This window comes from Nocardia sp. No.11 (genome assembly GCF_038752175.1).
GTDB classification, from domain to species: domain Bacteria; phylum Actinomycetota; class Actinomycetes; order Mycobacteriales; family Mycobacteriaceae; genus Nocardia; species Nocardia canadensis.
This window is the reverse complement of record NZ_JBCGFB010000066.1, coordinates 22,674-31,851: the sequence shown is the minus strand read 5'-3', so window position 1 is coordinate 31,851 and position 9,178 is coordinate 22,674. Positions and strand designations below refer to the sequence as shown.

Annotated in this window: 5 protein-coding genes, 4 tRNA genes and 1 pseudogene; 4 read left to right on the top strand and 6 right to left on the bottom strand. The window is 69.8% G+C overall.

Going from position 1 to position 9,178, the window contains the following annotated elements:
• Positions 1–1,367, bottom strand: a pseudogene (locus V8688_RS19780) (hypothetical protein); the annotation flags it as partial.
• 383 nt (positions 1,368–1,750) lie between these two features.
• Here V8688_RS19780 and V8688_RS19775 point away from each other — a divergent pair.
• Positions 1,751–2,704, top strand: a complete 954-nt coding sequence (locus V8688_RS19775) for a hypothetical protein (protein WP_308248648.1) — start codon at positions 1,751–1,753, stop codon at positions 2,702–2,704.
• On the opposite strand, the gene V8688_RS19770 is transcribed toward V8688_RS19775, so the two are convergent.
• The 5 genes from V8688_RS19770 to V8688_RS19750 form a co-directional block, all read right to left on the bottom strand.
• Positions 2,670–3,860: a hypothetical protein gene (locus V8688_RS19770; RefSeq protein WP_342801431.1), complete on the bottom strand. Its 1,191-nt coding sequence runs from the start codon at positions 3,858–3,860 to the stop codon at positions 2,670–2,672. The two genes, V8688_RS19775 and V8688_RS19770, sit on opposite strands and share 35 nt — an antisense overlap.
• A gap of 64 nt (positions 3,861–3,924) precedes the next feature.
• Positions 3,925–4,998, bottom strand: coding sequence for a phospho-N-acetylmuramoyl-pentapeptide-transferase (mraY, locus tag V8688_RS19765; protein ID WP_316575457.1), 1,074 nt, complete (start codon positions 4,996–4,998; stop codon positions 3,925–3,927).
• 182 nt (positions 4,999–5,180) lie between these two features.
• Positions 5,181–5,255 (bottom strand) — tRNA-Val (locus V8688_RS19760).
• A 1-nt stretch (position 5,256) separates the two neighbouring features.
• A tRNA-Cys gene (locus V8688_RS19755) sits at positions 5,257–5,327 on the bottom strand.
• Between the two features lie 40 nt (positions 5,328–5,367).
• Positions 5,368–5,439 (bottom strand) — tRNA-Gly (locus V8688_RS19750).
• A gap of 478 nt (positions 5,440–5,917) precedes the next feature.
• Here V8688_RS19750 and V8688_RS19745 point away from each other — a divergent pair.
• The 3 genes from V8688_RS19745 to V8688_RS19735 all read left to right on the top strand — a co-directional run bounded on the left by V8688_RS19745 (position 5,918) and on the right by V8688_RS19735 (position 9,173).
• Positions 5,918–5,989, top strand: a tRNA-Val gene (locus tag V8688_RS19745).
• Positions 5,990–6,131: 142 nt separating this feature from the next.
• The gene (locus V8688_RS19740; RefSeq protein WP_316575456.1) at positions 6,132–7,610 is read left to right on the top strand and encodes a glyceraldehyde-3-phosphate dehydrogenase; all 1,479 of its coding nucleotides are present in this window, start codon (positions 6,132–6,134) and stop codon (positions 7,608–7,610) included.
• Between the two features lie 300 nt (positions 7,611–7,910).
• A complete protein-coding gene (locus tag V8688_RS19735) occupies positions 7,911–9,173 on the top strand; it encodes a hypothetical protein (protein WP_342801430.1) in 1,263 nt (420 codons plus the stop codon).
• Positions 9,174–9,178 lie beyond the last annotated feature (5 nt).

Below are 9,178 nucleotides of genomic sequence, written 5' to 3'. Positions count from 1 at the left end.
TGGTCGGCGGCGGCCGCGGCGAGGCGCTCGGCCCACCGGCGCGCGGACTCGGTCGGGACGACATCATCGGCGGGCCGTGGCGCGGTCCCGGCATCGTCGGGCCGCGGTGCGGCGGTGCTCGCCGAGGTGAACCGATCGACCTGTCGATCCGGACCGACGACACCGCCGCCTCCGTCGTTCGGCTGGTCGGAAGTAGTCGAACGGACCGGTAGCTGTCCGCCGGGAGGAGAGTCGGCGTGCCTCCGGGCGGTCGCGGAGGTGGGCTCGCCGGCCTGCGACGCGCTGGACGCGATGATCTGCTGTCCCGCCTGCGCCTCGGTCTGCCAGTCGGGAGCGGACGCCCCGGCAACGCCGGTGCTGTACTCGGGCCCTCCGCCCGCCTGCCCGGTTCCTCGCACCGACTTCTCTGCCGTGGCACCGTGGGCCGCTACGGTCGGTTCGACGCCGCCCCGCACGCCCTCGGCCCCTGCCTGGGGTGCATCGGCCAGGGGAGCGGCACCTTCGGCAGCGAGTCGGCGAGCTCCCCGGCTCCGCTCGTCGGCGGCCGTTTCCCCGCGCGCCGGAAGGTCGCGTCGCGACTCCGAGTCATCGACCACCCGTACCCCGTTGAGCGGCTTCGTGCTGATGGCGCGGGACGTCCCGTTCACCGATGCCCGGCCGTTCACCGGTGGCACGCGATCCCGACCGTTCACCGGCAGCGCACGATCCGTGCCGTTGACCGGCGGCGTCGGACCGCCGGACTCGGCCGTACCGTCGGCCAGCGTGCCCACGGCCGATCCGCCCGCCGACGCGGAACCGCCCGCCGCATGACCTTCGGCGCGACCCGAACGCGCCGACCGCGCCGTATCGGCGAACTGCGCGGCCTCGCCGGTCGGCTCGCTCCCCGGTTCGACGGCCGTCGAGGGACGGGGGATCGGGGCGACGGTGAGTGGCCAGGTCGGGTCGCCCAGGTGGTCGGTGCGGGAATGTCGGCGCTCCAGCGGGGGCCGGTCACCCGCCGGGTTCGGGGACGAGAGCTCTTCTCCCGCGCCGGAATCGGCGGCCGCGCGCGCGGCGGCTTCGGCGGCCTCCCGCACTTCGCGGCGGCTGCGGGTGCCGCGAGCGCGCGGTGCCGGCTCGGGATCGCCGCCGTCGAGGGCGTCGAGCCGGGCACTGAGCCGGGAAATGTCCTGTGACGCATGGAAAGCCCAGGTCTCGAGCCTGCGGATCCTGGTCTGGTCGGGCAGATCGTCATCGGCGGGAAAACTGGGGACTTCCTGCTGGACCCGGGCGGCGACGACATCGAGCTTGTCACTGACCTCACGCAGCGCCGCGGCGATACTCGCCAGCATCGACCCGATGGACTCGTCGTGCTCAGCGTGGTTCATGCACACCCTACTTCCCGTGCTCGGCGAGCGTGCCCGCCCCGGCCGCAGCGATCATATCCACCGGGCGCTGCGCCCGCGTCGTCGCGATGTCCCGGTGACCGGATCCGCGACGCGCCGAAGCGTTTCGTAATCCGGACGAAATGGACGGGCAACAGGCCCGGTCTGTGTATCGAAATGATCAAGATCTCGGCGACGTTCCGCGACGTCGGCACAATGAAATAGCTTGATATTCAAGTGGAATCGCGTTTGTGATCTCGCTCACCGGGCGGTGACGCACCCGAGCGCGGGTCAAGGGGGCTGGCGGCCCGTCGGTGGCTGCGGGAACCTGGAGAACAGGGCGTGGGCGCGGGCACACGTCAGGGTCCCCGGTGAGGGAGTGTGGTGTGAGGACGAAGCGGCGAAGCGACACCCAGGTGGTGTGCGGACGGCGGGCGCTGCTCGACGAACTCGGCATCTCCGAGGGCACCAGGCGGGCGGCACCGGAACGGACCGGATACGGCTGTGGTTGCCCCGAATGCGTGGCGACCCAATGGAATACCCAGCGGCTCGAGCACTGGATCTGCGGCAGACTGACGGCGGCGGGCGCCGACGAGGCCGAGGTCGACGCGCGGGTCGACGACATCCCCGTCGACATCTTCTGGCGTCGTGGCGATCGGCGTTGTGTGGTCGAGGTGCGCAGCGGCCCCCTCGACATCACCGCGGCCCGCGCGCATCGCCGACGCCTGCAGGCGGCCGGCATCGACGACGTGCTGTGGGTCTGCCCGCAGGGGTACTGGGTGCCGCTGGTCCCCGCGGTCGGCATCGCCGATTTCGCGCCCGCGGCGGCCGACTACCGCATCGATCAGGGCATGCTCGCCGCGGGCGAGACGGGGTTCGCCGGTCCGGTGCGGCCGGGCTGGGAACTGCGTGACTTCCTCGAGGGCTGGGTGACCGGCGAGATCCACTGGGGTCACGCGGATTCGACGACAGGAGGGTGGGCCGAGGTGGGCACCTGGGAGCGGCATACCGCGGCGCAGGCCGCCATGATCGAGCATCAGCGCAGGGAGCTGCGCGATCAGCGGGTCGAGCTGGCGGTGTCGCGACAGACCGTGCGCGACAAGCAGAAGCTGGTCAACCGGCTGCACCATCGGATCGACCGCGCGGGCGTGAACGCCGACGCCGAGGCGATCACCCTGGCCGGGGTGCGCAGCGAACTGGTCGCCCAGCAGCGGATCGCGGCGGGCCTGCGGGCGACGATCGGCCGGATGGACCGCACGATCAATCAGTGGCAGTGGCTCACCTGCTGCGCGATGCTGCTGGTGATCACCGTGATGGCAGGCGCGCTGGTGACGCGCTGAGCCGCATCGGCGTTCGGTCCCACCGCCAGTCGTTGCGCAGCACGAGCCCGGCCAGATCGAGCAGATCGAGGCCGGTCTCGGCGCGCACGCTCGCCAGCGCGCGGCGATCGTAGGGACCTTTGTCGAGATCGTCGGCGAGGCGTTGCTCGATCGCCGGGTCGGTGACGCGGGTCCGCAGCCGGGCCGGGTCCAGCGCGCTGCCGGTCCAGGTCAGCCAGCCCCAGCCCTGGTCGTGGGCATAGGCGCGGGCGAGCTCGCTCTGGATCCTGGTGTGATGGAAGGCGATCCGGCCCAGCGGAACGACGTCGACCAGCACCGTCCTGCCGTCGGTGAGCCGCGCGGCGACGGTCGGGTAGTGCACGTGGTCCTCGCCGCCGAAGGCGTAGGTGAGCGCGGTCGGCTCCTCTTGGAACGCTGTCACGGCCGGGCTGGCGTCGAGGGTGCGCAGCAGCCGGGCCGCCAGCGCGGAATCGTAGGCGACATCGCGGCCGACGGTGGCGAGGTAGAAGCGGCCGCGGCCGTCGTCGTCGCCGTCGGCGACGCGGGCCGAGGCGGTCGGCAGGGGAGCGGGGGTCCCGTCGGCCCATTCGACGTCGTCGAGCAGCGGACCCAGGTCGTCGGTCTCGTCGAGGGGATGCAGTTTGGCCAGGATGCTGGCGGTCTTCTTCTGCCAGCCCAGGATTCGCTGCATCACGTATCCGGCGACGCGCTTGGCGTCGGTCTGGTCGTGCCCGGCCAGGCGCAGTTTCAGATACGACCATTCCATCGCCACCAGATCGGTGTCGGTGGCGTAGGTCTCGGTGAGCAGCTCCCGCACCAGCCGCAGATCGCCCGCGTCGCGCGGGTAACGATGCGCGAACACCTCGGTGCAACGGTGCCCGGAGCGGGCGGCCTCGCGCACCAGCTGCCCGATCGCCTTGGCGTAGAGCTGACGGACCCGGTCGCGCGCCAGGTCGTAGCGGGCGCCGATGCGGGTCAGGGTTTCCGGGCGCTGCCCGCCGATGCCGAGGCGCAGGGCGACGATCCGCGCGTCCCTGGGGGCGCGTTCGGCGTGCTCGGTGAGCAGTTCGGCGACCAGCTCGTCGAGTTCCTCGAGCTCGAAGGAGACATCGGCGGCGATGTCGTGGTCGAGTTCCCGCCCGCTGCCGGCACTCACTGGGCCACCTCCCGCTCGCTCACTGTGTCGGGTCAGCGTAGCGGGGCGGTCCGACAGTTCCCGGCTACAGCGCGGTGATGTACTCGCCGTAGAACAGGCACAGCCCGATCGCCGACGCGATGCCGGCCAGCACCCAGAACCGGATGATCACCGCGGTCTCGGGCCAATTGTTCAATTCGAAGTGGTGATGGAACGGTGCCATCCGGAACAGCCGCGTGTGCGTGGTGCGGAAGACGACGATCTGTAGCAGCACCGACAGGATCTCCGCGACGAACAGCGCGCCGAGCACCACCGCGAGCAGTTCGGTGCGGCTGGTGATCGACAGTCCGGCCACCAGGCCGCCGAGGCCCAGCGAGCCGGTGTCGCCCATAAAGATCTTGGCAGGCGCGGCGTTCCACCACAGGAACCCGATGCACGCGCCCGCGGCGGCGGCGCTGACCACCGCGAGATCGAGCGGATCACGCACGTTGTAGCAGCCCCGGCCCGGGCTGAGCTCGCACGAGTTCTCGAACTGCCACAGCGTGATCACCACGTAGGCGCCCAGCGTCAGGCTCATCGAGCCGGCCGCGAGACCGTCCAGACCGTCGGTGATGTTGACGGCGTTCGACCAGGCCACCACCAGCAGGCAGATGAACGCGACGAAGATCAGCGACTCGAAGGCGATGGTGTTGATGTCGCGGACGTAGGAGAGATTGTTGCTCGCGGGAGTGAGCCCCGTCGCGCCGGGAAAACGCAGCGCCAGCACCGCGAACACGACCGCGGCACCGATCTGCCCGAGATACTTGCCCGCCGCGGTCAGGCCGAGATTGCGGTGTTTGCGCAGCTTGATCGAGTCGTCGAGGAAACCGACCATACCCAGCGCCGAGGCCAGCAGCAGCACGAGAACACCGGAGGCGCTGGGCCCTGGGGCGTCCCACAGCAGGCCGATCAGGTGTGATCCGAGGAATCCGGCCCACACACCGGCGCCGATCGCCAGCCCGCCCATGGTCGGGGTGCCGCGTTTGGTCTGGTGGCTGGCGGGTCCGTCGATCCGGATCTCCTGGCCGAAGCCACGGCGCGCGAAGACCCGGATCAGTACCGGGGTGAGGGTGATGGTGACGAACAGGGCGATCCCCGCCGACATCAGGATCTGCCTCAACTGCTCGCCCCTCCATGCCGCTGGTCCGCGTCGCCGACACCGGCCCGGCGACGCCGAGTGCCGATCCTAGGGGAGCGCCGACGGTATCCGGGTCGGGAGTGACCTGGGTTACATGCCGCGGTCCGACGGTCGGCCGGGCCCGGAAACGCAAGAAGGCCCCGGTCGAAACCGGGGCCTTCTTGTGGTGCGCGATACTGGGATTGAACCAGTGACCTCTTCCGTGTCAGGGAAGCGCTCTCCCGCTGAGCTAATCGCGCGAGGTGGAGACGGGAATCGAACCCGTGTGCACGGCTTTGCAGGCCGTTGCCTCACCACTCGGCCACTCCACCGCGCAAAGGAGGATGGCATGAATGCCTAACCTACCTCTCGAGCGGATGACGGGATTTGAACCCGCGACCCTCACCTTGGCAAGGTGATGCGCTACCACTGCGCTACATCCGCATTCGCACTTCCGGAGGCTGTCGGCCTTGCGGCTTGGCTGCTCTCCGTGGTGCGAGGAAAACATTAGCCGACGGTCGGCGCAGACTACAAATCGGCTGGTAGATGGGCCTAAATGTGAATTACAGGCATGTTGTTCGGGTGGTCGCCGGGCGTGTGGGGGCGGTGGATGGCGGCGAATCGTCCGTGACGGTCGCGGTGGGTGTGTCATCGGTTCAGTCGTCCATGTCGGCACGGCGACATCTCTGTCTCGCGGCTCCTCGACTCTCCGCAGAGCGCAGTCATGAGAACACGTAGATATGCGTATGAAGGCATGTAGTGCGATAATCCGTTCAGGGGAAGGTGTGACTACGGCGGTCTGCAAAAGCGGCCGGGGAGCCCGAAGCCCCCGTTCACGAGGCGATTTGGTGTCACCCGGGTGCGCCGTGCTAATGTTCCATCTCGTTCGAGAGGCCCTACCGAGCCCCTCGGCACAGTGTTCGGTCCCATAGCTCAGCGGGAGAGCGTCCGCCTCACACGCGGAAGGTCGCTGGTTCGAAACCAGCTGGGACCACAGTAATGACCAGGACTGTCGTCCTGGTCATTTTTCGTTGGTGGAGTGGCGGAAACCTCACTGGTGGGGAGCCGGTCTCGGTGAAAACTCCGCGCTCCTTAGCATCGGTAGAGACTATTTATCGAGAACCTGAGGACGTGTGGTGACCACCGAACAACTTGACCGCTGGAACGCTCAGGAAGCCGCCGCCGAGGCGATGATCCCGATCATCGGCACGCTGTACCGCGGCAAGGGCGTGACGATCCTGCTGCACAGCCGGTCGCTGGTGAACAAATCGGTGATCAGCATCCTGCGGACGCATCGGTTCGCGCGGCAGATCGCCGGCGAGGAACTGTCCGTCGACGAGACCCTGCCCTTCCTGCAGGTGCTCAGCGAACTGGACCTGGGGCCGTGCAAGATCGACCTCGGACAGCTGGTCATGGCCTATCGCGCCGATGACCGCGGGCTGTCGATCCCGGAGTTCACCGCGGCGGTGCTGACCGAGGTGCTCGACGGCAACAAGGCCGAGCCGCAGGGCCCGCGCGATGTCGTGCTTTACGGCTTCGGCCGGATCGGGCGACTGGTGACCCGGCTGCTCATCGAGAAGGCGGGTTCCGGCAACGGGCTGACCCTGCGCGCCGTCGTGGTCCGCAAGGGCGGTGACGACGATCTGGCCAAGCGCGCGTCGCTGCTGCGCCGCGACTCGGTGCACGGCCACTTCAACGGCACCATCAAGGTCGACGCCGACAACGACACGATCACCGCCAACGGCAACGTCATCAAGTTCATCTATAGCGATGACCCGACCACGATCGACTACACCGCCTACGGCATCGACAACGCCATCCTGATCGACAACACCGGCCGGTGGCGTGATCGCGACGGTCTGTCCCAGCACCTGCGCCCTGGTATCGCGAAGGTCGTGCTGACCGCGCCGGGCAAGGGCGATGTCCCCAACATCGTGCACGGCGTGAACCACCGCAGCCTGGACCTGTCCCAGCAGATCTTCTCCTGCGCCTCGTGCACGACCAACGCGATCGTGCCGCCGCTCAAGGCCATGGACGACGAGTTCGGCATCCTGCGCGGACACGTCGAGACGGTGCACTCGTTCACCAACGACCAGAACCTGCTCGACAACTACCACAAGGCCGACCGTCGCGGCCGGTCCGCGCCGTTCAACCTGGTGCTCACCGAGACCGGCGCCGCCTCCGCCGTCGCGAAGGCGATGCCGGACTTCAAGGCCAAGATCACCGGCAACTCGATCCGGGTACCCACGCCGGACGTCTCGGTCGCGATCCTGAACCTGCAGCTCGCGCAGGAGACGACCAAGGAGGACGTGCTCGCGTACCTGCGTCAGGTCTCGCTCGCGGGCCCGTTGAGCCGCAACCTCGACTACACCGCCGCCAACGACGTGGTCTCCAGCGACTTCATCGGCTCGCGCGCGGCGTCGATCATCGACGCCAACGCCACGATCGTCGAGGGCGACACCGCGATCCTCTACGTCTGGTACGACAACGAATTCGGCTACTCGTGCCAGGTCGTACGCACCGTGCAGTACATCTCGGGCATCGAATATCCGACCTACCCGCAGCTCGGCGTGCCGTCGGCCGAGCCCGCGCTGGCCGCCGCCGACGCGGGGTAATCGCCTTCCGCGACCTGCGGATCAGGCGGGCGCGCGACCTCGTGTCGGCGTCCGCCTGCCCGGCGTCGGCGTTGTCGGGCCGGGCGGCGTTGTGCATACTGGGCACATGACGACTAGTCGAAAGGGCGTACGGCGCCCGGGCCGTTGAGCCCCCTGCCGGTCATCGCACCGGCTTCCTCCCCGCTCGATCGAGCGGAATTCCCGCAGTATCCGCAGCATCTTCGCGCGGCCGGACCACCCGGCGACGATGCCCGCCTGGCCTTGTGGCGGCGGGTTCGCGCATTCGCGGTGCCACCCGCCATGATCGATCTCGCCACCGCGCGCCGCGGTCTCGGCGACTGGGCCGGGGCCTGCGCCGCGGCGCATGTCGACGTCGATCTCGATCTGCGTGCGCTGGCCCGGACCCACGGCCGGGATCTGGCCGCGCGGGTGCGGGCCGACCTGCGGTATCTGGCCCCGGACCTGCTGCGCTGGCATCTGCCCAGGGTCGCGCCCGACGGACTGCTCCGGCCGGGGCTGACGATCACCTTGGCGCGCTACGCGACCGCCGGAACCCGTGGTGGCGGTGAAGGATTCGTGCACCTGGTGGTGCGGACCGCGCCGGCCTGGGCCGATGCCGGTCAGCGCGTCGCGCTCGGGCTCTGGGAGGGCGCCGCGGCGAGCCCGCACCCCCATGCCCGGCCGAACCGGCGCTTCCGGCTCGATCTGCACCGGCACCTGTGGGACGCGCGCAGGGCCGACGAGCTGCCGCTGCGGTGCGGGGCGCCGCCGGGTGAGAACGCATCCGCACAGCTGCCGCCCGGATGCGCGGTCGATCGCTGGGCCGAGGAGGCCGCGCTCCTGCTGCGGGCCGAGAAGTCCACGGCCGGAATGGTTCTGGTGCGCTGCGGCGCCCGGCGCCGGGTGGTCCTCGAGGTCGGCGCGCAGGTGCGCATCACCGAGGAATATCGGCGCGGCGCGGTGTCCGCCTTGCCGGTGCTGCCCGACGCGGCGACCTGGGCGCTGCCCGATCTGGTCCTGCTGCGGGCCGGCGCGATCTCGGTCGATCAGCTGCATCCGCTGGTCGCCGCGGCACTAGACCCGACCTGGTCACCACGGGCTGCCTCGCGGAAGTCCGGGGGACCGGAGCGGCCTCGGCTCGTGTGGTGCCGGGGGCAGTGGCACCGGATCGGGTTCGTCGACGGGCGCCTGGCCGCGCTCGATCACGACCCGGCCGAGATCCGGCGCGAGGAACTGCTGGTCGCGCTGACCGGCACTGCGCTGCCCTGCCTACAGGTCATCGACCGGGCGCACCGTCGTCCGGAGGCGCTGACGGGCATTCGCGAACGGCTCGACCACGGTGACAGTGCCGGTGCGCTGGCCGAGGTCGAACGGCTGCTCGGTCCCGCGGCGCTGCTGCGCGACGGTCCCCTCCGCGACGAACTCGAGTCCGCCGCGCGACGGCGGATCACCTATGGCCTGTTCCGGGCCGGGCTGTCCGCGCCCGGTCGCGGTGTCCCCGCGCCCGCCGGCCGCCCCCGCCGTGAAGACGGCGTTCGTCCGCGCCACGCGGTCAAGCGCTGATCTTT